The organism is Paenibacillus sp. MAEPY2, from assembly GCF_000499205.1.
Classification (GTDB): Bacteria; Bacillota; Bacilli; order Paenibacillales; family Paenibacillaceae; genus Paenibacillus; species Paenibacillus vandeheii.
The window spans coordinates 214,936-240,960 of sequence record NZ_AWUK01000038.1 but is presented as its reverse complement, the minus strand read 5'-3'; the positions used below and the strand labels follow the sequence as shown (position 1 = coordinate 240,960).

General features: G+C 46.5%; 20 protein-coding genes. 7 read left to right on the top strand and 13 right to left on the bottom strand.

Annotated elements, in window-relative coordinates:
- The first annotated feature begins 43 nt into the window (after positions 1 to 43).
- Positions 44 to 940, top strand: coding sequence for an AraC family transcriptional regulator (locus P364_RS0128225; protein ID WP_024633383.1), 897 nt, complete (start codon positions 44 to 46; stop codon positions 938 to 940).
- A gap of 106 nt (positions 941 to 1,046) precedes the next feature.
- Here P364_RS0128225 and P364_RS0128220 read toward each other — a convergent pair whose 3' ends face one another.
- The 10 genes from P364_RS0128220 to P364_RS0128175 form a co-directional block, all read right to left on the bottom strand.
- On the bottom strand, positions 1,047 to 2,279 hold the full coding sequence (locus tag P364_RS0128220; RefSeq protein ID WP_024633382.1) for a multidrug effflux MFS transporter: 1,233 nt from the start codon (positions 2,277 to 2,279) through the stop codon (positions 1,047 to 1,049).
- 373 nt (positions 2,280 to 2,652) lie between these two features.
- Positions 2,653 to 3,921 (bottom strand): cytosine deaminase, encoded by a 1,269-nt coding sequence (locus tag P364_RS0128215; protein WP_024633381.1) that lies wholly within the window; start codon positions 3,919 to 3,921, stop codon positions 2,653 to 2,655.
- A complete protein-coding gene (codB, locus tag P364_RS0128210; protein ID WP_024633380.1) occupies positions 3,890 to 5,170 on the bottom strand; it encodes a cytosine permease in 1,281 nt (426 codons plus the stop codon). Before codB ends, P364_RS0128215 begins: the two co-directional genes overlap by 32 nt.
- Positions 5,171 to 5,545: 375 nt before the next feature.
- Complete coding sequence (locus tag P364_RS0128205; RefSeq protein WP_024633379.1) at positions 5,546 to 7,807, bottom strand: FAD-dependent oxidoreductase; 2,262 nt, start codon at positions 7,805 to 7,807, stop codon at positions 5,546 to 5,548.
- 19 nt (positions 7,808 to 7,826) lie between these two features.
- A complete protein-coding gene (locus tag P364_RS0128200) occupies positions 7,827 to 8,654 on the bottom strand; it encodes a carbohydrate ABC transporter permease (RefSeq protein WP_024633378.1) in 828 nt (275 codons plus the stop codon).
- A 15-nt stretch (positions 8,655 to 8,669) separates the two neighbouring features.
- Entirely contained in the window at positions 8,670 to 9,554 is an 885-nt protein-coding gene (locus P364_RS0128195) for a carbohydrate ABC transporter permease (RefSeq protein ID WP_024633377.1), read from the bottom strand.
- A 107-nt stretch (positions 9,555 to 9,661) separates the two neighbouring features.
- Complete coding sequence (locus tag P364_RS0128190; protein WP_024633376.1) at positions 9,662 to 10,972, bottom strand: ABC transporter substrate-binding protein; 1,311 nt, start codon at positions 10,970 to 10,972, stop codon at positions 9,662 to 9,664.
- 94 nt (positions 10,973 to 11,066) lie between these two features.
- Positions 11,067 to 11,834 carry a response regulator transcription factor gene (locus P364_RS0128185; protein WP_024633375.1) on the bottom strand — a complete coding sequence of 256 codons (768 nt, stop codon included), beginning with the start codon at positions 11,832 to 11,834 and terminating at the stop codon, positions 11,067 to 11,069.
- The gene (locus P364_RS0128180) at positions 11,812 to 13,521 is read right to left on the bottom strand and encodes a cache domain-containing sensor histidine kinase (protein ID WP_236642110.1); all 1,710 of its coding nucleotides are present in this window, start codon (positions 13,519 to 13,521) and stop codon (positions 11,812 to 11,814) included. The genes P364_RS0128185 and P364_RS0128180 overlap by 23 nt, the downstream gene beginning before the upstream one ends.
- 297 nt (positions 13,522 to 13,818) lie before the next feature.
- Positions 13,819 to 14,775: a sugar-binding transcriptional regulator gene (locus P364_RS0128175; RefSeq protein ID WP_024633373.1), complete on the bottom strand. Its 957-nt coding sequence runs from the start codon at positions 14,773 to 14,775 to the stop codon at positions 13,819 to 13,821.
- Positions 14,776 to 14,991: 216 nt separating this feature from the next.
- Here P364_RS0128175 and P364_RS0128170 point away from each other — a divergent pair, with 216 nt between their 5' ends.
- The 6 genes from P364_RS0128170 (at position 14,992) to P364_RS0128145 (ending at position 21,321) form a co-directional block, all read left to right on the top strand.
- Positions 14,992 to 15,726 (top strand): MBL fold metallo-hydrolase, encoded by a 735-nt coding sequence (locus tag P364_RS0128170; RefSeq protein ID WP_024633372.1) that lies wholly within the window; start codon positions 14,992 to 14,994, stop codon positions 15,724 to 15,726.
- Between the two features lie 25 nt (positions 15,727 to 15,751).
- On the top strand, positions 15,752 to 16,609 hold the full coding sequence (locus P364_RS36365; protein ID WP_024633371.1) for an HAD family hydrolase: 858 nt from the start codon (positions 15,752 to 15,754) through the stop codon (positions 16,607 to 16,609).
- Positions 16,610 to 16,723: 114 nt separating this feature from the next.
- The gene (locus tag P364_RS0128160; protein ID WP_052016815.1) at positions 16,724 to 17,719 is read left to right on the top strand and encodes an ABC transporter substrate-binding protein; all 996 of its coding nucleotides are present in this window, start codon (positions 16,724 to 16,726) and stop codon (positions 17,717 to 17,719) included.
- Positions 17,720 to 17,736: 17 nt separating this feature from the next.
- Positions 17,737 to 19,491, top strand: coding sequence for an ABC transporter permease (locus tag P364_RS0128155; RefSeq protein ID WP_024633369.1), 1,755 nt, complete (start codon positions 17,737 to 17,739; stop codon positions 19,489 to 19,491).
- On the top strand, positions 19,488 to 20,537 hold the full coding sequence (locus tag P364_RS0128150; RefSeq protein WP_024633368.1) for an ABC transporter ATP-binding protein: 1,050 nt from the start codon (positions 19,488 to 19,490) through the stop codon (positions 20,535 to 20,537). The genes P364_RS0128155 and P364_RS0128150 overlap by 4 nt, the downstream gene beginning before the upstream one ends.
- Positions 20,538 to 20,544: 7 nt before the next feature.
- Positions 20,545 to 21,321, top strand: a complete 777-nt coding sequence (locus tag P364_RS0128145; protein ID WP_029881366.1) for a Cof-type HAD-IIB family hydrolase — start codon at positions 20,545 to 20,547, stop codon at positions 21,319 to 21,321.
- Positions 21,322 to 21,458: 137 nt separating this feature from the next.
- Here P364_RS0128145 and P364_RS0128140 read toward each other — a convergent pair whose 3' ends face one another.
- The 3 genes from P364_RS0128140 to P364_RS0128130 all read right to left on the bottom strand — a co-directional run bounded on the left by P364_RS0128140 (position 21,459) and on the right by P364_RS0128130 (position 25,973).
- Positions 21,459 to 22,808: a glycoside hydrolase family 30 beta sandwich domain-containing protein gene (locus tag P364_RS0128140; protein ID WP_024633366.1), complete on the bottom strand. Its 1,350-nt coding sequence runs from the start codon at positions 22,806 to 22,808 to the stop codon at positions 21,459 to 21,461.
- 346 nt (positions 22,809 to 23,154) lie between these two features.
- Positions 23,155 to 25,656 (bottom strand): FAD-dependent oxidoreductase, encoded by a 2,502-nt coding sequence (locus tag P364_RS0128135; protein ID WP_024633365.1) that lies wholly within the window; start codon positions 25,654 to 25,656, stop codon positions 23,155 to 23,157.
- A complete protein-coding gene (locus tag P364_RS0128130) occupies positions 25,653 to 25,973 on the bottom strand; it encodes an ArsR/SmtB family transcription factor (protein WP_029881364.1) in 321 nt (106 codons plus the stop codon). Before P364_RS0128130 ends, P364_RS0128135 begins: the two co-directional genes overlap by 4 nt.
- Positions 25,974 to 26,025 lie beyond the last annotated feature (52 nt).

Genomic DNA, 26,025 nt, shown 5'->3' with positions numbered 1-26,025 from the left:
GATTATATTCTTATTCTGATTATTAATTACGGGGGTAACTGGAATGAGTCCTGACCATATACGCAAGCCTGAAGGATTTGTAGAGGAAAAGTTATATGTACTTCCGGAATACTGGATGAGAGAACTGGAACAGGAGGAACTGACTTCTACCTTATTTATTACGGATATCGGTTATTTTGCTAATGCTCAATATCATTTCAGAGAGCGTCTGGAAGGCAGCTCGTCGCATATTTTCATCTTTTGCGAAGCGGGAGAAGGATGGGTCGAGCTGAATCATGGAGAACGATTAATCATGCAGCAAGGCAATATGGTGATAATCCCACCCGAAACTGTACACCGTTACGGGGCAATGCAGGAAAATCCATGGAGTATCTACTGGTTTCATTTCAAAGGAAGTCATGCGAATAGATTGGTGAAGATGTTTGGTTTGTCTAACGCTTCACTCTCTTTATCACCAAGCGGCAAGGCCCGTTTAATGGAATGGTTCGTACCTACCTATGAAATGCTGGCCGAGCGGACATACGCCCTGACTACCCATGTACATGTGGCCCAAACTACAAGACAGCTGCTCTCCGGGATTGGCTTGAATGCCATCAAATCGGCACAAGAGAAGAAACGTGAAACTTATCTGGAACAGGCGATTCAATACATGAATGTACATATGAATGGTTCTATTTCTCTTGCGGAATTGGCTAATCATGTCGGGGTATCGAAACAGCATCTGATCTTTCTATTTAATTCTGAAACTGACATCGCTCCGATCGAATATTTCCTACGGCTCAAAATTCAGCGGGCTGGTCATCTTCTCGATCTTACCGAGCTGAGCATCAAGGAAGTCAGTTCGGCAGTAGGCATTAGTGATCCCTATTATTTCTCCCGGCTTTTCAAGAAGATATCGGGATTCTCCCCTTCCAGCTATCGGAAGATTCCAAAAGGCTAGTCCGCGGAAATCCCCCCTTTTTCCCTTGATTACACACAATAAAAAAACCGTTGAATCTTTGAATTAAAGTTCAACGGTTTTAAATTCATCTAGGATCAATATATTCTCAATTAAAATCAGGATCAGACTGCGTATGTTGAGGCGTGTGATGCGAGACTTTTTTAACTAATAGGAAGTACGTGAGAATCGCAACGAGACTGGTCATTAATAAAGTGAGTCCTAACGGGACCGCAGTGTCTTCTCCTGCAATACCTACCAGAGGAGCCACCAACGCGCCTAGAAGAAAGGGAACAACGCCGAGCAGTGCTGCTGCACTTCCGGCCATCTTGGCTTGGCTCTCCATGGCAAGTGGGAATGCCGCAGTAGATGTAATACCTATGGAACAAACAAAGAAGAACAATGGAATGACCAAAGCGAAAAGCGGGCCATGAGCTATAGTTACCGCCAGAGCAGCAACGCTTGCCGCTAAAGCAAGCCACAGTCCAGATAATAGAAGGGTCTGCTCAGGTATACGTTGTGCCAATCGACCTACAATTTGGGAACCGATGATCAAGCTGATTCCGTTTGAAGCAAACAATATAGCGAATACAGTAGGTGTGACTCCATATATATTTTGGTAAATAAATGGTGTTCCTGCTACATATGCAAATACCCCAGCTGTCATGATTCCCTGTGCCAGCATGTAACCAACAAACTTGCGGTCACGTAGAAGTGTTTTGTAGTTCCCCAACTGTTGTTTGAAGTCAGGGGCCATACGTCGTTCAGGTGGGTTTGATTCCTTTAAGCCCCATTTTGTCATGATTAATAAGAAAATGCCCAAAACTGAGAGTGAGATAAACACACCAATCCATGACGTGAATGAAAGAATGCCACTTCCAGCGATCGGTGCTGCCAGAGGTCCCAAATTCCCTACAAGCAAAAGTAGAGAGAAGAATTTAGTGAGTTCATGTCCACTGTAAAGGTCTCTAGCTATCGCACGAGAGATGACAATCCCTGCTGAAGCTGCAAATCCTTGAGTGAAACGGAATAAAATCAATAGTCCGATATTAGGAGCAAAAGCACACGCCAAGGAACAAATAATATAGGCTGCCATGGAGATTAACAGCGGTTTACGTCTACCGTGAGCATCACTCAAAGGACCCATAACGAGTTGTCCCATACCTAGCCCTAATAAACAAGCTGTAAGACTAAACTGTACGAGTGATGCGTTTGTATTGAAGTTTTTTGCAATCTCAGGAAATGCCGGTAAATACATATCAATCGTAAATGGACCTAATGTTGAAAATAAACCCAGCAACAAGGCCAGGCCATATACATTCCAATTATTACTCTTTGTCATTATTCAATAAATCTCCAATTCATTACTTCATTTATTTTATTTGAATCCCCGTTGCAATACATTTGGCGTTCATTCCTTTTCCTGTTCACACCCCCATTAGTTTAAAGGCAAAGAATTCAAATGAGTTTGATCTATCTACGGTTTTTCATAGATTTAGTTTGATCCCAACAAATTGTAACTGCCCTACCCCAGAAAAGCCACTTATTTTTTCTTTCATATTCGGAGTATAAGACATAGAGTTAACTGTAAGTCAAATCATAATTTTAAAGCAGATTAAGCAAAAACACCTCCAAGAAGATTTCCCTATCTGTCGACAAGGTTTCATTTTCTTGAAGGTGCTTTGATTTTGATTTGTCTCAATCAAAACATTGAATTATTTATTGAACGTGACATTCTCCGAACCACTCTCAAGAATAATAGATGTGTCCCGCGGCTTCGTTTCCGCGATTTTACGGCCGCCTCTGTACGAATAAAGTACGCCGGCCTGTTTGCGAATAGCCTCATATTCGTTCTCTGCTTCAAGAACGATGAAGTTGGCAGGCTTACCTTCTTCAATGCCGTACACTTCTTCGATATGCAGCGTTCTTGCGCTATTTTTCGTAATAAGATCGATCGAGTTCACGATTTGGTCGTAACCGAGCAGCTGTGAAGCATGGATGCCCATGTGCAGCACCTGAAGCATGTTGCCCGTACCTAGCGGATACCATGGATCGAAGATGTCATCGTGACCGAAGCACACGTTAAGGCCGGCTTCCTGCAATTCTTTGACACGAGTCAGCCCTCTTCTTTTCGGATACGTGTCGAAGCGTCCCTGTAGGTGGATGTTGACGAGCGGATTGGAGACGAAATTCAGGTCAGCCATCTTCAGCAATCTGAACAATTTGTACGTATAGGCATCATTATATGACCCCATCGCCGTTGTATGGCTTGCCGTCGTGCGGGAGCCCAGTCCGCGTTCATAGGCTTCTTTGGCAACGACTTCCACGAAACGGGATTGCTCGTCATCAATTTCGTCGCAATGGATGTCGATAAGACGGTCGTATTTTTCGGCGAGATCAAACGCGACCTTCATCGAATCGACGCCGTATTCCCTTGTAAATTCGAAGTGTGGAATACCGCCGACCACGTCAACGCCCATTTTCAGCGACTCTTCCAACAACTCCACACCGTTCGGATAAGAGTGAATGCCTTCTTGAGGGAAAGCGACAAGCTGGATATCCATGTAGGGTGCCATTTCCTCTTTTACTTCAAGCATCGCTTTAACAGCGGTAAGGCTTGGATCGGTGACATCCACATGCGTCCGTACGTGCTGGATGCCCTGGGCCATTTGCCATTTCAGTGCCGTTTTGGAACGTATTTTGACGTCTTCATGCGTCAGGGAAGCCTTGCGTTCCGACCAGCGCTGGATGCCTTCGAACAGCGTTCCACTCAAATTCCATTCCGGTTCGCCTGCCGTTAATGTAGTATCCAGATGAATATGAGGTTCAATGAACGGCGGCAGTACAAGTGAACCGTTGACGTCAAGTACTTCCTCATTTGCCGTTGCTTGCAGCTCCTGCGTAATTTGTACGAACTTCCCGTCCTTCACGACGATATTCCATAGACCTTCTTTACCCCGCAATTTTGCGTTCTGTATAATCATTTATTTTCCCCTTTTCTTTGTTGGATTCTTTCGAAGGAACGATCAGCATCAGCACGATGTAGGCCACCGCCGTACCGATCAGTGCATTTAAAGGTGTTACTCCTGGGGCAAGCTGGGCAAATGCAACACCGATGGCCCAAGCTGCCATCGCTACCCAGTTTACCGTTTTAAAAGTCATGTCAGCAAACGGTTTATAGTTTCTGCGCTTCACGAAGAAATAGTCCGCGATGATAATGGCGCCGATCGACGGTATTGCCGCGCCCAGCACATTCAGGAAACTGACGAAATTGTTGTACATCCACATAGCAAATACGGTACCCACGATGCCATTGACGATAACGAAGAATTTTTTCGAAATTTTAGTGATATTGGCAAAGCCCAAACCGGAAGCGTATAAGGCGTTATCGTTGGTCGTCCAGATATTGAGTCCAAGCACGATGATCGCGGGAATGAGCAAGCCTTGCAGGAACATGACCTCCGAGATATCTGCCAGGTTATAAGCCATTGCACCGACTGCACCGAACAGGAACATAAGGGAGTTCCCCAGAAAGAATGCAATGACCGTTGCGGTAACCGCCTGCCGGGACGTCCGGGAGAATCGGGCAAAATCGGGCGTCAGCGTTCCGCCACTAATGAATGAGCCAATACAAATGGTCAATGCTGCTGCCGCAGTGAGCGACTGTGACGGGGTGTAATCGAGCATGCCTTCCAGACCGCCCAATGTACCTGCACCTTCGAACATGGAGTAACCGCCGAGAATGGCAATCGCCGGAACCGCGATATAACCCAGGATGACGAGTGACTTCATGCCGAAGATGGCCGATGCCGTCATGGCTAGACCAAACAGGAAGATCAACAGGTACACGTTCCAATCCATCGCTTTAGCGACCGGAATCGCGAACATGGCCACACCTACCCCGAACCATCCAACCTGTGTGAAGCCGAGCAGGAACGAAGGCAGGTATGATCCTTTCTCACCGAACGCGTATTTGGCCAGCAAGTGTGTGGACAGGCCCATTTTGGCTGCGATATGTGCCAGCGCTCCCGTATAGATACCGAGCACCAGATTGCCCGCAAGGACGATGCCGATGAACTCCATGAACGTCAAGCTGACTCCAAGCGTCCCCCCTGCCAGCATGCTTGCCGAGAAGAAAGTGAATCCCAGCATCACGGCTAACGTCTTCCAAAAATGATTTCTCTGTGCTTTCGGCACCTCTTGCCACGAAAACTCTTGATCTTGTTTGCTCATCAGAATACCTCCAACTTAAAGTGTCCTGATACCAAAAAAAGCAGAAAAAAGAGGCTACTTGTCAAGTCTCAAACTGACAAGTAGCCTCTTTTTTACATCATAACCCGCGCGAAGACACAGAGCATCCCTGACGGAATATGCCCTGATTCACGCGTGATTACAAAAATCCGCTGCCCTTGCCAGCCTCTCTGGACTGAATTAAAGGTACCAGTATTCAATTACATCCCATTATTTTCGAAAAACCTTTCGTTGTCAATGTCATTATTATCCAAAATAAATTAAACTAGCATCGTCTACTTTACTATGAAACGCCGTAAATGTTGGTTTGATGCTGATCAGCATCAGTCCATGTTACCCGTCTAAAAGTAATTTTTTTTATTTTCTATGAACATCATATAGTCGAATTTCAATCACTTCTGCCCGATCTCCGCCGTGCGTTTCATTGATGACAACTCTAATCCGGTCTGACTGTATCGGATTCTCAAGTCGATGGATCTTTTTGCGAGCACTGTTATGACTATCACCAGCAAGCGTTTCCCACTCCCCATTTATATATGCCTGCACCTCATAGGTCTTAACCATCTCCGGAATAATCAAAAACGGTGTTTCGTGATGATGCAAATTAATCAAATCCTCATTAACATCGTCATTAAAGGTAAGGTGGATTTCCCGGATATCCACTGGTTCTGGGAGCTTGACTTCAATCCATTCTTCACGGTCGTTAGTGATTGGCTCCGATACCCACAGCTGCGGACCGCCAAACGGACGAACGTAGCCGTTGATGACTTTATCAGGTAAATAAGCACCGGTCTCCACTGCAAAACAGAATGGTTTTCGGACAAGGCCCTTCATTGACCATTCGATAACGGGCTGATCCGGCTGATGCTCCTCCAGATCCGAGCTGACTATGGGTTTGACTTCCCGCTCGAACGCGAGGACGCCGCTAACCGGGACAGCTGATGTAAAGAGACTGATTGCTTCATTCGCACGAACAATGATAAATACATTACAAGGATCGCCTCCAAACATTGCACGATCTGCAGGCACATCCAGCCATTGCTGTTCACCTATATCGACCTGGATCTGCAAAGCTTGTTTGAAGTTTGCCGGTACATAATTCTCAGGGCGACCCGTATCCCACAGTTCTATAGTCAGACTTGTCACCTCATGGGCGGAGACCAAGAGAGTCAATCCTTCAAATCCACCATCGGCCGGAAACAGCCATCCAACGTCAGCGACCAGACGGTACTCCTCGGAAGGTTCATTGAGCCAAATTCGGGTCATCGTGCTTGAAGCCGTGATGGTTCCCTTTCTCGCAAGGTCAGCAGAATCAACATTGTGCAGACCTATAATCGAAGCGTCGGTCCGCAGCATCGTTTGCTGCAATTCGGTCAAATGCAGCTCACGCAGTTCACGAGGCGTGATGCCCTTGATTACCGACAAGGCAGCGCCTACACCTGCCGCTTCTCCCATTACCGCACAAGTTGCCATGACACGGGTTGTTCCGAATGCAACATGCGATGCACTGATATTACGTCCCGCAAACAGCAGATTGCTGACATTCCGGGAGTACAGACATCCAAACGGAATATGATAAATGCCATCCGCATGCAGATGCTTGGATCCACTCTCGGTTGCATACATCCCTTGTGGAGGATGCAGGTCGATGGACCAACCGCCAAAGGCGACCCGGTCTTCGAATGGGCGCTGAGAGATGACATCATTTTGCGTCAGGATCGTATCACCAAGGAAGCGGCGGTATTCGCGTTTGCCTGGAATCGAGCCTACCCATTCCAGCGTCATATTCTCGGCTTGAAACTTGCCGGAGTTCTTAATATAATCCCAAATGCCATAAATAACAGACCATAACTCATCCCGGATCTGCTCGTTCTCATGTACCGTATCCAGCTCACCGCCCCATTCAATCCACCAGTAATGACAGCCGGAATCTCCGCTACGGATCACACGCTTTATCGGAATAGAGGTTGTCGTAATGTCTTTAGCAAACGATGGAGCAACAAATCGTACCGGTTTTCCGGTATCTTTCGTATAGAACAACATTGTACTGCCTAGGGTAATATCATCAGCAACATCCGGTGCCCATTCTTCACCGAACTCATGACGGGCTTCACGACCAATCCGGTATGCTGCTCCAGCGAGAAATCCGATGAGTCCGTCACCTGTACAATCAAGGAACATCTCGCTTTCAAACGTAATCTCACGCTCGGAGCCCATCATCCAGCCCTTCACGCTGCGAATGATCCTTGCATTCTTCTCACCGTCTGCTTCTACTTCTCTAACATCCGTATTCATAAACAGCGTCAGATTAGGCTCGGCTCTTACCGCCTCCAGCAGCGTAACGTCCCACAAATATGGATTTCCTTCCGGATTCCGGTATTGATTCTGAATGAACAATTCACCCATAATACCGGTCTCCCGCGCATAACGGTTCACGCCATGCCCGGTTGCACCGCATACCCATACACGTACCTCGGAGCTGGAATTGCCGCCAAGTACAGGACGATTATGAACGAGCGCTACCTTTTGTCCTAATCTTGCTGCTGCAATAGCAGCACAAATCCCGGAAAGTCCTCCGCCAATGACCGTAACATCGAATGATATCGTTTCACGTTTCATCATATAAGCCTCCTTTGAATTAGCCTTTCACAGCCGAACTGGATACGCCCTGAATGATATATTTCTGACCAAGCAGAAAGATCAAAATCATAGGAATGATTGCTGCCGAAGAAGCTGCCATCATGCCGTTATAGTCTACGTTGTTTTCCAGCACGAAATTTTGTAGACCTAGAGGAATTGTATAAAGCTTTGGACTCTGTAAGAATACCAGCGCATTCTCATAATCATTCCATTGCCAGGAAAAATCGATAATTGCAAACGTTGCAAGCGCGGGTTTGGCTAACGGTAACACCAGTTTGAAGAAAATTCGAAAATGACCGGCACCATCGAGAAACGCAGATTCTGTAATCTCCTTCGGGATACTAAGAAAGAATTGGCGCAGCATAAATACGCCAAAGATCGAGAACATGGCAGGCAGTATTAATGCCCAATGCGTGTTATAAATATGAAACCAGTTAAACAGGATAAACTTCGGAACAAAAACGACTTGAGGAGGAATCATCATCATGGATAGATACACCAAGAAGAGTGTATTGCGTCCCTTAAATTCCGTACGTGCAAAGCCATAAGCAGCAAAAGCAGACATAAAAACGGCACCTGCTGTACCAATCACGGCAATCTTAAGGGAGTTCAAGTAGTAAGGGAAAAAACTATAGTTTCCCGTCCAGATCCGCTTATGACTGGTCCAGTCCAGCTTCGAAGGGAGCCATTGACGGAATACTTCACTTGGGGTCTGGAAGGAAGTACTGAGCATCCATAAAAAAGGGACGATCATAAACAACCCTGCAATCAGCATAAGGATTGTGACGGAAAGCTTAACCGAGCGTATCTTAGTTGTTCTAAACATAGAGCCATCTCCTCTCTAGTAATGGACCCAGCGTTTTTGGCCGACCCATTGGATAATGGTAATGATGAGAATAACCGCAAACAGGAACCAGGAAATGGTTGACGCATAACCCATCTCATAATAGCTAAATGCCGTTTTGTAGACGAACAGCGACAGAATCGTGGTGCTTCCGCTTGGGCCGCCGCCTGTAATCGCCTGGATGAGAGAGAAGGATTTGATGGTCATAATCAGCCCCGTAATCAAAAGCATAAATGTGGTTGGACTCACAAGTGGCCATACAATTCTCCATGTAATAGTCGCTCTCCCTGCACCGTCGATACGTGCCGCTTCAAGCTGCTCGGTCGAAATCTCCTGCAGGGCCGCCAAATAGATAATCATGTTGTAACCTAACATAAACCAGATTTGCACAACGTCAATTGCATACATCGCCGAGCTTGAATCAGCGAACCATCCTGGAGGTGATTCAATTCCGATAAAGCGAAGGGCTTGATTTATTGGCCCCTGGGACGGCTGGAACAGCAGCATCCATACAAAAGCAACGGCAACCCCGCTCGAGATGTATGGCAGGAAGAACATTCCTCTAAGCAATCCCTTCAAATACACGTTCCGGTTGAGCACAAGGGCAACAAGAAACGCAATGGCTAATGAGACGGGAACGGACAAGAGGAATATGAGCGTATATTTGATTGAAGCATAGAACTGATCATCACCAAAAAGGCGTTTGATATTATCTAATCCGGTGAACGTCCAATTCGGATTAGCGAATTGATAGTCCGTGAACATCATAAAGAAAGAATACAAGGCAGGCAGAATAAAAAATGCCAGAATACCCAGCATATTAGGCAAAATAAATGCGTAGCCAACCCAGCCTTGTTTCCGAATCCAGCTGTTCCTTTTCACAGAAAACGCCGCCTTTCTTCTCGTATGGAACGTTGTAGATACAACAAAGAGAGAAGAAGGAAGCGGAAGATCCTTCTTCTCTCTTAAGGACTATTATCGATATTCGATTATTTGATATAATCCTGATGGCGTTTGGCCATATTCTTAAGCGTTGTATCGATATCCTGCTCATTCAGGAAGTATTTCTCGTATTCTTCCTTGCGGGCATCCAGTGCTTGCTGCCGTACATTCAGCTGGAACGATGGGAACTCACCGAACACTACGCTATTCATGGACTCTGTATCGTATTTGTCTTCAACACCCTTGAGCAGTAAGTCCATTGCCTGCTTGTTATCAACACTCTTTGAGGATGGAAGGCGTCCCCCGCTTGCCATCGGCAGCATTCCGCCGTCGGCATACCACTTTGCGAATTTCCATGCCGCATCCTGATGCTTGGATTTTGCATTAACGGAGAGCATGTCACCTAAACCGCCAGCATATTTATAATCCTTTTGATCGGCGGATATTTTCGGAATCGTTGCGAATGCGATTTTGAAGTCATGCGGAAATTCCTTCAGGTTATTGGCGTTGCGGAAAATAAATTCTCCTGCGGCTAACATGGCTGCTTCACCTTTCAGGAACATGGTATCTACCGGCATCTTGCTTGTTACTTGTTCTCCATATTCCGGTGTCGATTTGTCCACAAACATCATATCATGCACGATTTGAAGCTGCTTTTTCCAAAGGTCATTATTAAAGTTAGATGTTCCTTCCGGTGTGGTTACACCAAGACCCGCGATGGTACCATCGATTGCAGCGGTAAAGGCAGCATCATGCTGCATTAGACCGTACACATTCGATTTTGTTAGCGCTTTCGCATATTCTCTCAAGTCGTCCCAGGTCCAATCGACGGGAGGAATCGGTAAACCGGCTTCATCCAGCATGCTTTTGTTTAGCCAGATGAACAACATATTTTTCTTTGTCGGGATGCCATAGTATTTATCTCCTATTTTCCATTGAGCGGCATCCACTCCCATTTGCTCGTCGATGTTGTAATCTGTTCTGCTGCTCAGATCCAAAGCGACTCCTGCATCAACACGCTTCTGTAAGCGGTTAATGGTGTAGTTGATAAACAAATCCGCATCCTGACCCGTCATGAGCGCTGTATCCAGCTTCAGGTTGCCGGGGTCATCATTTACATAACGGAAGTACTCGACCTGAATATCTGGATTTTCCTTATTCCAGCTGTCAATCACTTCTTGAGGTCCAGCCTCAGCAGGAACAGCTCCCCAAAGCGTGAGGTTGATAGTCTCACCGGAATTTTCTTTTGCCGATCCTGCATTTGCTCCCTCGTTGCTGTTAGCGTTTCCGCACGCGCTGAGCATCGAAGCTGCCAAGGTCGTAATCAAAGCTGCCTTTAACCAATTTCTACGTTTCATGTACAGTCCCCCCTTATCGAGTTGATAAGCTGCTTGCTACGTCTTTAACTTTATCACCAGCCTGCCATTGGGGGTATGAACGGTGTTTGGATATTCATAGAACGATTTTTTGTTCTTTCCGGTATTCGTTCGGAGTTAATCCGCACCACCGTTTGAATATTTTAATAAAATAATTGTCGTTCTCGAAGCCTACCAACCGGCCAATTTCACTAACCGTTTTCTCTGTCACTGTCAGCAGCATTTTTGCTGCTTGAACACGGCGGTTCTGAATAAAATGCGTCATCGTGATACCCGTCTTTTTCTTGAATAAGTCACTAACATAACTGGCATCCATGCGAACATATTCAGCCAATCTCTTTAATGTCACATCCTCGGCGAAATGCTCCTCAATGTAGGTAATCATTCGATTCAGCTCCGGATGATCCGTTGGTTCTTGGGCAGTCTTATCTGGGAACCACTTATCTGCCAGGCGAAGCTTATCCATTCTTGTCAGTTCTCCGGCTACTTTGTCCATGGTTTGCGTAAGTTCCTTCAAATCCAGAGAAAGTTTCATCAAATAACCCGAGGCACCGTATTCCAACGCTTGTCTGGCATATTCGAATTCACTTACTACCGTCAACATAACGAACCGACATTCGTAGCCTTCCTTTCTCGTCAGCTGGAGTAACCGGACACCATCCATTAACGGCATGAAAATATCCGAAATGACCACATCAGGCTGCTGTTCACGGATCAACTGCAACCCCTCCTCGCCGTTTACCGCCTCGCCTATAATTTCAAACGGGACATTCGCCTTCGCAAACAATTTGCGTAAGCTTGCTCTCGCGTACTGTTCATCTTCAACGATCAATGTGCGCCACAATGGTGTTCCCCTCCTTCAAATATGGTTTGGATAACAATAATGGGAAATGCATGATAACCTTCGTTCCTTCGTCCGTCGACTCCAATCGAAGTCCTGTTGGCTGGTTCTTAAACATAAGCTCCAAGCTTTCTCGAAGGTTTTGTACGCCAATGCTTTTTCGTTTCCGGTAGGACTGATTCGCCTGCGATTTCTTAATCCCCATGCCATTATCCACAACTTCCAAGATAAGCAGCGAATGGTCGCATGATGCACGAATGTCGATCCGCCCCTCAAGCTGTGTTTGACCAAACCCGTGAATCAACGAATTTTCTACCAGCGGCTGCAGGCAAAATTTCGGAATCAGCGCATACTCCAGATCCCTGGACACTTCATAGTGGAGCTCAATACCATGTCCAAATCGTTTCCGTTGGATATCCATATAGGATTCAATTAGTACAATTTCCTCCTTCAGCAGAATAAGGTCAACCTCCAAATTCAGCGTTGTTTCTAATATTTTTCCTAGTGATACACAAATCTCGTAAATCTCATCTTCGTCCTTATCGAGTGCAATGCTCTTAATTGTATTCAGCGTATTGAGCAAAAAATGTGGATTCATCTGACCCAGCAACACCTGAAATCGGACAAACTGCTTTTGCCGCTCCTCAAGCTTTAACTGCTCCAACAAATTATTGATGTCTGCGATCATGAAATTGAAGCTTCGGGTTAGCGCCAGCAATTCACCTCTGCCCTGTTCCGGCAGCTTTGTCTTCAAGTTCAATTTCACTGTGGTCTCCATCTTGCGTTGAAGTTGCTTTAATGAACCGGTAACGGTTGAAGAAATGAGGTAAGTTAACAGCACAAACAGCAGCAGGATGGCACCATATACGGTATAAAACCTTAGCTTCTGTTTGTTCACCTCTTCAAATAACAAGGAAAGAGGAATCTTTTTCACAAGATAACCATCAAGCTCTTGAATTTTGGTATAGGTATACAGCATGTGATTGTTCACAATGGATTGGGAGGAGGAATCCTGTCCCTGTTCCTGCCCTTGGCTCTGACTTGCTGTCGCTATGGCAGATGACACGGTAGAGGGCACGTCCTCCCCTAACTTTGATTGAAGCATCGTATTTCCATGTCCGTCCAGCAGAAAATAGGCTTCTTCCCTATCGCTGCCGAATGGATTTTTTTTCGTTTTCTCCTGAAACCATTCTTCATAATCGATACTAAAACGTCCGTAGGCGAATGGTTGTAATCCGTCGTCCCGCAGCACTTCATAAAGGCTCAGCATCCGATTACCTTTTCTCTCACGAACGCCGGTCGTCAGATCATTGGATTTCCATACGTACCGCTGTCCCTCAGTCCTCTTTAGCTCCTGTACCCAGGGCTCGGTGCTGATGTGGGCATAGTTCAGAGAATTCTCCGGTGTATACGATGTGTAAGCGTTTCCTTTTAAATCGATCAATGTGTAGAATACCGTAGCACCTGTAAGGAAAAAGCTGTTTTCAATACTGGCGAATTTATTTTCCACAATCCGCTTTCGATGGATGGCATCGTATAATTCCGGCTTCTGCATCACTTCGCGAAGGACAGAATCCTGATCCAACAACATCCCAGTCTTCATCACAAGACTCATCAAATCGATAAGATCGGCTTTGATGCCTTCGAGCTGCTTGACGTTACTGTCCGAAGCGTCCCGCTGAAGCATCATTTCTGATTCTCGGAAGTTGTAGAGGAATAATATGGCTATGGGCGCGAGGAGAAATAACAGGAAGGAAAATAATATTCGGTGTTTAAAGGTGCCAGGGGTTATTCGTTGCAGCCATCGGGTCCACATGATTATTGCTCAGCCCTTCCATCGGTGTATACCTCCCAATTTACTGAAGGTTACGCCTGATCGCAATAGTAAATTATAAGCGCTAGATGAGGAGTTGGCGGTGTTCTCCTCTTTCTTTTGAGTAAAAAAACGACAGCCAAATCATTGACTGTCGTTAGGTTCTTTCTGCACTCATTTTTTTGCATTGGTGAGCTTAATAATATGACTTGCTGTAGATTCATCCGTAATCAGCATATTGATGTACTCTCCACGTACAGCTGCCAGGATGCAATCAATTTTGTGAAGACCAAATGCCATACCCACCACTGTTTTTGTCTTCTTTAACTGCTCAAGTCCAAGACCAATCACTTTGTGATTGATGGGGTGTTCCGTAACCGTGCCTTCACGGGTGATAAAAACAGAATTAATGTCCGCAACCGTATTCAATTCTTCTAACTCATCTAATACTTGCTCGTTGAGATAACCGGAGCGTTCCATTGTTGACATCGAATACGGATTCCCGATCCCTACCAGTGCGAGGTCGATATTTTCTCCCTCTTGAAGCACGGCCGAGATATTGGGCATGCCGATAATTTGCTCTCGCAGCTCTTCTGTTTCAACGACCGCAGGAGCATACAATGTATCACAGGTCACGCCCAACTTTTTGGATAACTCATAAGCTATTTGGTTTGAATGCATTTCATTTCGATAATTTCCTGTTCCGCCAACGAGTGGAATGATTTTAACATTCTCTTTTTTCTCCAGAGGAAATTCCCGAACCATATGATACAGCGTATTGCCCCAAGAAACACCTACACGATCTCCGTTTTTGATTAATTTCAGAACAAATTGTGCTGATGCCTTACCCACGGCACTCGATAACAATTCTTTGTTGAGATCCTTGGTTGGAACAACTAACGCCTGCTTCAGATTAAACAGAGCTTCGAGCTCGTTCTCCAATTTGGAGACTTCATGGTCATCATCGTGAATGACAATTTCAATAATTCCTTCTTCACGGGCACGCTGGAGCATCTTGGATATGACTGGCCTGGATACACCCAACTTCTCGGCAATCTTCTCCTGTGTCCAGGATTCGTAATAATACATTTTACAGACTCTTACCATATTTTTGCGTTCGTCTATGTTCACATACAAGTCCGCCTTTTAATTTTATAGTTCCATCCGTACATATGTCCCACTATAGAATGGCACTCACAGTCGAGTCAAGCAAGGAAGATATGCCCCAATAGCATTTTACACAAGATTGACATTCGTTTGACACGTAAGTAATAAAGCCTTCTTACAATTGTAACTGTACGGAACATTTGTAAAGGGTGTAGAACAAGACAGACTGAGGTGCAAAAGATGAATGTGAAAATTTTGGGTTACTGGGGGGGATATCCCGCCGCAGGGGGAGCCACTGCGGGTTACCTTGTAACCACAGATGAAGGACAAATTTTGCTGGACTGTGGCAGTGGCGTCATGAGTAAGCTTCCCTCCGAGACAGGTGTAGAGGCATTATCTGGTGTTATTCTGTCTCACTTACACCATGATCATATCGCAGATCTTGGTGTGCTCCAATATGCTGCTGCCGGCGCCATTCGCAATGGACGTATGTTGCATAAACTGAAGCTGTATGCTCCGGATAATCCAGTTGAGCTCCTGAGTGGTCTGCGTGGTGAGCATACCGAGGTCATTACCATTGACCCTTCAACCACGATTCGACTAGCAGGTGCAGAGATTGAATTTGTACAGGTGCAGCATACCATTACGTGTTATGCCGTCAAGATCACATATAAAGGCAAGGTGCTGGTGTATTCCGGCGATACCTCCTATTGTGATTCTCTTATCGAACTTGCACGGGATGCTGACATTTTTTTATGCGAGGCTACCATCTGTGAAGGCAGTGTACATACCACCGGCCAGGGACATATGGATGCACTTGAGGCAGGCATGATTGCTGGACAAGCCAATGTAAAACAGCTCGTCCTGGTTCATCTTCCCGGGGATGGCAATCTCGAGTTGATGCGCCATGAAGCAAGTCGTTCCTATGGGGGGCTTGTGGATATACCCGTGCCACTGCGAATGTATACCGTGTAAGCTATTTAATCGGGGGGATCTTCTCATGTACAAATTGTTGGCCCTTGATCTGGACGGCACGATGCTGAATCCGGACAAAGTAATAACCCCCATGACACGAAGCTCCATCAAGCAACTCATGTCAGGGAATGTGAATGTCACCATTGCATCCGGCCGATTTCCCGCTTCCGTATGGCTTCATGCCAGGGAAGTCTCCATGACTTTCCCACTGGTTGCACTTAACGGAGCGGTGACCGTAGATCCGGTGACAGGTGAAATGCTTGAAGGTGTTCCACTGAAAACGGAAGATATTCTGCTTATGTTGGATGTCATCCAGCAAGAAGGAGCCTACATTCATTTCTATGGATACAATGTGCTCTATGTTCAGGAAATCAATGATATCAACAGGTATTGGGCCTTGAACAATGTCGTCATCCGACCCGAATTAGAAGGATCGGAAGAACGGTACAAGGATCAGGCTGATCTTATTCAATTGGTCGAGGTCGGACAGGATTTCAGAGCCTTTGTACGCAATATGCCGAACATGCTCTACAAAGCAGCTGTCATCTGTAAGGACCATGCCTCACGCGAGAAACTATTTCATACCCTTGGCGGGTTAGGATTGTTTGAATGCACGCGAACTGGAAGGTTGCGATTCGATGTCAACTCCGCTGGTATTAGTAAACGTGAAGCCCTGGAGAGATTGTGCCGCGCACACGATATCAAACCTCAGCAGGTTGCGGCTGCCGGGGATTATGATAATGATCTGGATATGTTGCAATGGGCAGGAATTGGTATAGCCATGGGCAATGCCGAATCTCATGTGAAGGAAATCGCGGATATAGTTACGGGCAGCAACATTGAAGACGGTGTGGCACAGGCCATCCACAATTACTTGCTCTAATCGATTCTCATTTCTGAGATAGTATGACTTAATAACCGATAAGATAGACACCCAAAGGAGAGATTATCTGTGATTCCATTTAAAAAGACGTTACTACTGCCCCTGCTGGCAGGCATGATTGTGTTCAGTGGTTGTTCCGCTCAGGGACAAGCCACTCCAGATCAAGGCAATTCAGGTGCCGCTTCAAATTCGGTATCAGGCAAGCTATCCTTCTATACCTCTCAGCCTGAAGAGGATGCAGGCAAACTGATCAATGCTTTTAACCAAAAATATCCCGATGTTCAGGTTAGCATCTTCCGTTCTGGAACGGAGGAAGTCACAGCCAAAATTCAGGCAGAGCGCCAGGCAGGCAAAACTCAGGCGGATGTACTCCTGCTGGCGGATGCAGTTACCTTTGAAAATCTGAAAAGCGATGATCTTCTGCTCGCTTACAAGTCACCAGAATTAAGTCAGATTCCGACAGATCTTGTTGATCCCGATGGCATGTACGCTGGTACGAAGGTGATGGCAACGGTACTGGCTACCAATACCCAAAAAGTCACAGCCCAACCAACTTCCTGGCAAGTGCTGACCATGCCTGAGAGCAAAAATGCAAGTATCATGCCGAGTCCTCTATACTCTGGCGCGGCCGCTTACAACATTGGTGTCTTCAGCCGTACAGATGGATTCGGATGGGATTTTCTGCAGGAGTCCAAGATGAATGGTATGTCCGTCATTAAAGGTAACGGTGCCGTAATAAAAGCTGTAGCCAGCGGTGAAAAATCGTATGGGGTCGTTGTTGATTACCTCGTGGCCCGAGAAAAAGCGAAAGGTTCTCCGGTTGAACTGATCTATCCGGAAGAAGGTGTTCCGATCATCACTGAACCGATTGGGATCATGAAAGAAGCTGCCAATGTTCCTGCTGCCCAGGCTTTTGTGGATTTCGTTCTCTCTGAAGATGGCCAGAAGCTGTCAGCCGAGATCGGATACTCCCCTATCCGTGAAGGCGTTGCTCCACCTGAAGGACTTAAAGGTGTATCGGAAATGAAGATTTTGCCTGGCGATGCAGCCAAACTTGCAGTTGATCGCGAAACAGACAAACAGCAATTCATTAATGTGTTTGGCGAGTAAGGATTGGAGCTGTTCTTATGGAGAAAGTGAAAACAAATAGAATGGTTCTGCGGGGACAAGCAAAAGGGCGCAAGCCCTTTTCCTCCCTCTCCGGTCTGTTACGTTGGAATCGACTGGCAGCCCTGTTGGGTGCAGCAGCCGTACTGATATTTTTTGTATACCCCATCCTGAAGCTGGTTCTTCTCAGTTTTCAGGGCGAGCAAGGTTTAACGCTATCTCACTATAGCGAATTACTGCAACAGGACCGTTTTTGGTCCACATTGCGCAATACCGTATTTATCGTTACCGGTTCTACTGTGCTCTCTCTGGTGCTCGGAACAGCACTGGCCTGGATCGTTGCCTACACGGATATCCGGAATAAGTCCGCCCTGCATATGGGGATTTTACTTTGTTTTATTCTACCCTCCTATGTTCTTACGTTGTCCTGGTCTTCTTTTACCGGATCACAGGGATGGCTTGCGGGTGTACTGCAATGGATTCATCCCGGACTCGCCCCAAGGAGTATGTACAGTTTAGGTGGAATTGTATTTGTTATGGGTATTCATCATTTTCCGCTGGTGTACATGTTCACACTGGATGTACTGCGCAAAATCCCGCGTGATCTGGAATGGGCTGCAAGAGCTGGAGGTGCCGGAAGGATGGAAGTTTTCCTTCGCATTACATTGCCACTTGCCCTGCCGGGCCTGACGGCTGGAGGATTGCTTGTATTTCTGGCTTCGCTGGACAATTTCGGCATACCAGCCTTTCTCGGCACACCTGTGAACATTTCAGTTCTCAGCACGCTTATATATGAAGAAATTATCGGGTTTGGACCTTCAGCATTCGCCCGTGGTGCATCCTTATCTGTGCTGCTCGGTGCAGCTGCGATAGTCGGAAGTCTATTGCAATGGATGCTTTTGCGCAAAAATCATGCCTCCGACACGATGCAGCCCGATCTGGCCCCCAGATATGCTTTGGGTCGCATGCGGAAGCCATTAACATTGGCTATATGGTCTGGTCTCTTGCTGATTACTATTGTTCCATTGTCTTCCATGTTCTCGATGTCTTTCAAAAGAGCCTATGGGCTCGGTCTTACACGTGCCAATATGACATTAGACAATTACAGATATATTCTCTTTGAGAATGAGCGTGTGTGGCAGGCGATCCAGAACAGTCTTGTCCTCGCCCTCGTCACGATGCTCGCTTGTCTGATTATAGGCTCAGGATTTGCATATATACGGGTACGTAAGCCTAATCGATTCAATAAAATGGCCGAGCTGGCCACTGCTGTTCCTTACACCTTACCTGGTATCGTGTTCGCCCTGTCCATGATTCTGGTATGGATGGAGCCGATCCCTGGCTGGAACCCTGGCATCTATGGGACGATGACCATTTTGTTTATCGCATATATCTGTCGATTTCTTATTCTTCAGATTCGTTCAAGTGTCACTTCATTCATGCAGCTGGATTCATCGATGGAGGAGGCTGCACGGATCTCCGGGGCAGGTTTCTGGCGCAAGTGGACGGCAGTTTTGCTGCCATTATTGCTGCCGGGTATTCTGACAGGAGGCATGTTGGTCTTCCTGACTGCCCTGACCGAGCTTACCGTATCGGCACTGTTATATTCTTCGGGTTCACAGACTATTGGTGTCACCATATTTAGTTTTGAGCAGGCAGGGGATACCCTCTATTCAACCGCATTGTCCAGTCTGATTGTCGCACTTATTGCGGCAGGAGGAGTAATATTGCTCATCGCTCAGCGATGGGCTGCACGTAAGGGAGTGAAGTCATGAGTATCCAGATCAAACAGGTTAGCAAATCCTTCGGCAGTTTCCAGGCACTTCATTCCATTGACTTAACGATTAAGGATGGAGAATTCGTAGCGATCCTTGGACCGTCAGGTTGTGGGAAAACTACATTACTGCGCATTCTTGCCGGATTCGAGCAGGCGAGTAGCGGCGAGGTTCTCATGGATGACCTGGTGGTTGCAGGCTCAGGGACATTGCTTCCCCCGGAAAAACGAAGAATCGGCATGGTATTCCAGTCCTTTGCACTGTGGCCGCATATGAATGTGGCTGAGCACATCCGCTTCCCCATACGGACACACAAATCAACACCTTCTCATATTAAAAATAACGAACAGAACCGGATCCATGAAGTTCTGAATATGTCGGGACTTTCACATCTGGCAGACCGCATGCCTCATGAGCTGTCCGGGGGACAAAAACAACGCGTCGCTATCGCACGGGCCATCGCTCCCCAACCATCACTGCTGCTGATGGATGAACCTCTCAGCAGTCTGGATGCCATGCTTCGCATGGATATGCGACGTGAGATTCAACAGGTACACCGAAATACCGAATCGGCTGTAGTCTACGTTACGCATGATCAAGGCGAAGCCCTTGCTATGGCTGACCGCATCATCGTTATGAAAGATGGACGGATTGAGCAGGCTGGAACGCCGCAGGAAATTTATTTGCGGCCGGAGACCGAATTCGTAGCGAGATTCGTTTCAAAATCCAACTTGGTCACAGGTAACTGGGATGCAGATGTCTTCATGCCTAAGGGCGGTACGAATATTTCCTGGCCTGGCAAGCAGGTTGCGAACTATTTCAAATCACACGGCTTATATCCCGTCAGGCCGGATCAGTTCCAACTGCAGCCTTCAGGCAAAGCCGGGATATCGGGTGAGATTGTCAATGTCCAGTTTCAAGGGAAAGAATTTCATTATGACATCCGCAGCGATGATACACGTTGGGAAGTCATCTCTCCCCTTCCATTCTCCCTGAACGACCAAGTGAGTCTGAGTCTTTCTTCCGTCAGCGGCGAAGGAGTGTGACGTTTTGATTCAAACCAAGAAACTGATTTTCTTTGACATCGATGGTACTCTTCTGGATCGTCATAATCGGATTCCCGCTTCCGCGAAGCAAGCCGTTCAGACGTTAAAAGAAGCCGGTCATACGGTAGCATTGGCCTCAGGACGATCTCCTTTCATGTTGGAACAGGTTCGCCTTGAACTTGGACTGTCGTCTTATGTTAGCTTCAATGGACAATATGTGATTCATCAAGGGGAACTCATTCACAGCAATCCCATCCGGTCGGATGCTTTGAATCAACTGTCTGCATTCGCTGGCTTATCCGGACATCCACTCGTCTATCTTGATCATTCGCAAATGAGCTGCAGTCAGGATTATCACCCCCATGTAGACCTTTGCCTAACTTCGCTTGGCGTGACCCACCCTGGGGTTAATCAGCAATTCTGCAAAAACAGACTTATCTATCAGACGATGCTGTTCTGTTCACCAGAAGAGGAATCGTCCTACCGCGACAGGTTTCGTGATCTCCACTTTGTCCGCTGGCATCCGTTCTCCATGGATGTTCTGCCTGCGGGGGGCTCCAAAGCGGAAGGTGTTTCCAAACTTGCTGCCCGAATCGGATTTCCCCCTGAAAATGTGTATGCCTTCGGTGACAACTTCAATGATATGGAGATGTTTCGCTATGCAGGCTGTAGCATTGCCATGGGCAACGCCCCGTATCCTCTGCAACAAATAGCTTCCCATGTGACGACCCATGCAGAGCAAGACGGGATTTGGCATGGTCTGAAATGGGCTGGATTATTATAGAAGGAACAGTCACCTCCCCGTTATAAGTTACACCAGTCATACGAAAAAAAGACGCTCCCGGTAATCCAGGAACGTCTTTTTTTCTTGAATGAATTGGCCTTAAATGCAGCAGGCTGTTCCTTTAACATTGAATGATTTCAATTGCCTGCTGCCTGATTAGGAACCGTCTCGACCTCATAGGTACTATCCGTATTGGAAACACTCGAAACACCTGTCAGACTGGCAACGAAGGTTGTAACACTTTGTGGTGGCAGCGTGGCTGTAAAAGCACCACTGGATACACTAATGGGTGATCCTGCCTGCAGGTTTCTGCTGACGTCCGTGACCCAGGAGGAAACTGTAGAAGCATTGCCGTTTTGCAAAACAAATCTTTGACTTGCTGCCGAGGTACCTCTGTTGATTGCAACGATAACGACCTTGTTATCTCCTTTGTAAGCTGAGGTATATGTGTTCGTATCCGGATTTTTGGTTGCGTCAACCCTGACATAACCTGGACGAATGAATTTGGAGAAATGAGCCATATTGTAACCGCGTTTGCTGATTGTGCCGTCCTCTTTCATGGGACCGTACTGCCTGCGGATATACCACCAGACATACGCCTGAAAATCTGCTTCTACCATAGCATGGTGCATATGATAGGAGACGTCGAGCGCTTCTGGCCAGAGGTCAGCCGAATTATTGTTGCTGTTTGGATAATAAACTTCAGTCATCCAAAGTTCTTTCCCTGCGCCTTTCTGTTTGAACAACGGATAAGGGAAATTGCTGAACTGTGTTCCGTACGTATGGGCACCGAGAATATCCATATTGGCAAGAGCCTGCGGGTCATTCAATATGGGATCAGACATGTTTTTTAAATATTGGAACGACTCGGGTGCCATCACCTTGGTGTTGTTAATTGATCCGGCATTTTCTTTCATAAACCGAAGCATCTCCTGAGGCGTCCACCAAGTCCAATCATGTGCATAATCCGGCTCGTTTTGTACGGAAATCGCATACAGATTTACACCATTATTTTTCATATAGGTAACAAAATCATTCAGGTGCTGCGTATATGCGGCATATTTGTCGTATTTGAGTCGTTTGGCATTTGTATCCCCGTTGCGATTAAAGGTTTCAATCATGTCACTGGGCGGATTCCATGGTGAAGCAAATACGAGAGCTCCCTGTTCAATGGCACGTTTGGCTGTGGGGACTTCGCGATACCAGTTATTCCGATCCGGGTCGACATAAATTCGCAATATAGAGAAGCCGAGTTGATTCTGACCGTTACCAAAAGCGGTTTCCCGTTGCGCCGCTGTAAGGTCTCCGATCCAGGCAGGATGATTAATTCCTCCAAAGCCCCGTATAATCTGTTTTTCTGCCGACAGGTTAATCGTTACATCACTGGCTGCAGACACCTTCACTGGCATTTGTGCCGTGATCATAACGGGCAGAGCAGTCAAGCAGGCAAGTATTACGCTAATCGTTTTTTTGAAACGTACACTCATTAACCTCATCCTCCTCTTCAAATAAAGAATCCTGTACATTGTACTAACCCATGAGAAACTAATTGGAGAGCGCTTACTATATGAACTGAATCATGGCAGGTTTATTACATAATAAGGTAATTAAGGAACATTTTCATTGCATATTCCGTTCCGTTTATTGCGTGAAAGGACAAGAAGGTTCATTTATAAACAACAAGAGCGAAGTTTGGTTCGTAAAGAAAAAGTATATAAAGAAAAAGCCACTACATTAGTGGCTTTCATCGGAAAACGTACAGACTCAAATAGATGATTTTTTTATAAGATTAGGATGTTCAGGTTGTAACAGAGATCCAATTAATATCGAATTTTATATAAACAGGTTATGATTTGCCTGAGCCGCTTGTCCCAAATAATAACCCACGCCACCAATGGTAACCTGATCCATTATTTCTTCACGTTGAATGCCCATTAGATCCATGGACATCTGGCAAGCCACCATCTCAACGCCTTGCTCAGCTGCGGTCTGTATCAGTTCCTCCAGAGAAGCAACATTGTTATTTTTCATCAGACCGCGGATCATTTTTGGCCCGATTCCCAGCATGTTCATTTTGGACATACCCAGCTTGCGGCTGCTGCTTGGCAGCATCATGTTAAACATTCGGCCTATCCCTGTTTTGGATACAGGTTGTGGCTGCTGCTTGCGGATGATATTCAATCCCCAGAAGGTAAAGAACATCGTTACTTTTCGTCCACTTGCCGCTGCCCCATTCGCAATAATAAATGACGCAATGGCCTTATCCAGATCGCCGCTGAAAACAACCAACGTACTTGCAGGCTCAGCTTCAGGAGTTTGCTTAGCTGAGGATACGGGTTGGGCTGTGTTCTTGGCAAGTACCGCCTCAATAATGCTCCCCTTCCCACGTTCCAACTGTAGAAGTGTGGAGCCTGACATGGTTGCCCATGCCTTGACGTCTTCATAAAATCCCGGATCGGAAGCTTTTACGCGCAGGGTCTGTCCGTCTGTCAGTTGATCCATTTTTTTCTTGACCTGGATTAGCGGACCGGGACAACTTAAACCGCATACGTTCAGTTCATTATCAATATGCAAAGGTTGCATTAACGACGGCTGGGTCGGCTCCAATGCAGCTTCTTTGGTAGCAGGCAGTTGTTCGACAGAACTCTGACCGTTTGTATTATCATGACTTTCTGTAAAAAATGGTGTGGGCATAAATTGCGCTTGACGGTATGTTTTATAGCCTCCACTCAGGTTTTTCACTTTAAAGCCATGCTGTCGTAAAATTTGCGAAGCTGTATATCCGCGCAAGCCGACCTGGCAGTAGACCCAGATTTCTTTAGAGGAATCCAATTCATGAATACGCTGACGAAGCTCATCCACTGAAACATTTAATGAACCCGGAATGTTCCCATTACGATACTCCAGTTCGCTGCGCACATCGAGCAATATAGACTGTTCGGGTTCGCGTGCAGACAACTGATCATAGGTGAACGTGTCTACCCGCCCAGTCATGATATTTTCTGCTGCATATCCAGCCATGTTAACCGGATCTTTCGCAGAGGAATATGGCGGTGCATAACTCAGCTCAAGCTCAGCCAGATCGCTGATGTGACCGCCAAAATGTATGGCTACCGCAATGTCATCTATTCGTTTATCCACTCCGTCATAACCGACGGCCTGAGCGCCAAGAATTTTACCATCCGGTGCAAACAGCAGCTTGAGAGTGATCGCGCTGGAACCTGGATAATACGAGGCGTGAGAGCCAGGGTGTACGATAACCGTGCGATAATCAATTCCGAGACGTTTTAGTGTTTTTTCATTACTGCCGGTTGAAGCACCGGTCATTCCAAATACTTTAATAATGGACGTCCCTTGTGTTCCTTTGTACGTTGAATGTAATCCCGCAATCCGATCGGCAACAATGCGTCCTTGCTTATTGGCAGGTCCAGCCAGCGGAATCGCAGTCTTCGTTCCATGAATATAATCATTTACTTCAATGGCATCACCGACTGCATAGATATGCGGTACACTGCTCTCCAGCGCTTCGTTGACCATAATATGTCCACGTGCACCCAGGGAAACACCGCTATGTTGCAGAAAAGAAGTATCCGGAGCTACGCCTATCGCCAGAATGACCAGATCTGCGGACAGAATCTGACCATCGGCAAGCTCCACACCAATCCCTTGTTCACGTGATTGGAAACCCTGAACACGCTGTGAAAATAGCAGCTTAACGCCATGCTGCTCCATTTCCTGTGCCAGTGCCGCTGCCAGCTCGGGATCAAATGGGGTGAGCAGCTGTCCGTTACCCTCGACCAGTGTGACGTCCAGTCCTGCTTCTTTTAAATTTTCTGCCATTTCAACACCGATAAATCCACCACCAATAACGATTGAAGAAGCGTTGTTATCTGAATTCACTTGCTCTTTGATGCGGTCAATATCCGGTATGCTGCGAACGGTGAAAATAAGCGGGTTGTCCTTCCCCGGCAGATCAGGAATAATAGGCCGTGCACCTGGTGACAAAATTAGCTCGTCGTAGCTTTCTTCATATTGTCCGCGCTCATGGCTCTGTACCTGAACCGTTCGATTGTCCGGATTAATCGCGATGACTTCACTCTTCGTACGTACATCGATTCGAAAACGATCCGCCATTCCTTTGGGTGTTTGTACCAACAGACGATCGCGGTCAGCGATCGTGCCTCCAATATAATAAGGTAACCCACAATTGGCAAATGAAATATAGGGTCCTTTCTCAAATATAATGATTTCGGCGTGTTCATCCAGGCGGCGCAGGCGAGCAGCAGCAGATGCGCCCCCTGCTACGCCACCAACAATCAATACTTTTTTGCTCATGATTCACAATCGTCCTCTCCAAAAAGAATAGGTATAATCTGTTCAATCCGTTGATCCGCAAGCACGTAATTCACTTCAAGGCCATTGCGCTCAGTGGCGACAATACCTGCACTGCGCAGCTTCTGCAAATGCTGAGATACGGTTGATTGCGGCAGATCAAGACACTCCTGCATATATGAAACGTTACATTTCTTTTTGCGCATCAGCCCACGTACAATGCACAAACGAATGGGATGAGATAAAGCTTTCAGCAGATTAGCAGGTTCGTCGAACTGCTTAAGATCACTACTATCAAAGGCAGGTGTATTCAAACTCATTCCTCCTAAAACGTTATATTGTAATATTACGATATAGTGATGTAGATGTCAA